General features: G+C 56.1%; 1 protein-coding gene. It reads left to right on the top strand.

Annotated features, from left to right (window positions below; translation table 11 throughout):
- Nucleotides 1-401, top strand: a 401-nt coding sequence (locus BG74_RS16020; RefSeq protein ID WP_244267173.1) for a thymidine kinase, incomplete at its 5' end; no start/stop codon positions are given.
- Between the last annotated feature and the right edge of the window lie 71 nt (nt 402-472).

Raw genomic sequence — 472 nt, 5'->3', positions numbered from 1 at the left:
CGGCTGCCCATCAGCAACAGGCCGTTCATTGCGTGCTGGTGGATGAATGTCACTTTTTGAGCCGTGAACAGGTCGCCGGCTTGTGTGAAGTAGTGGATAAGCTGACGATTCCAGTGCTGTGCTATGGCCTGCGCACCGATTTTTGCGCGGAGCCGTTCACCGGCAGTTTGTGGTTACTGGCCTGGGCAGACAAGCTGGTGGAGCTGAAAACCGTATGCTATTGCGGACGCAAGGCTAACCGCGTGCTGCGTATCGACGAGCAGGGTAAAGCTATGCGCGATGGGCAGCAGGTGGTGATTGGCGGTAATAATCGCTACATGTCGGTGTGCCGCAAACATTTCACCGAGGCGCTGGGCTGCGGGGTACCAGTGCCGGGAATGAAATATCTCCCGCACGCATAGCTATCCGTGTTAAGTTAAATTGTACACGGGCATCTTTGCGGTGGCCCTGCGTCGATGGTATTCTGCTGCTC

The organism is Sodalis-like endosymbiont of Proechinophthirus fluctus (assembly GCF_001602625.1).
Taxonomy (GTDB): domain Bacteria; phylum Pseudomonadota; class Gammaproteobacteria; order Enterobacterales; family Enterobacteriaceae.
Note: the sequence above shows the minus strand (reverse complement) of the source record. Positions and strands in the feature narration are given on the sequence as shown.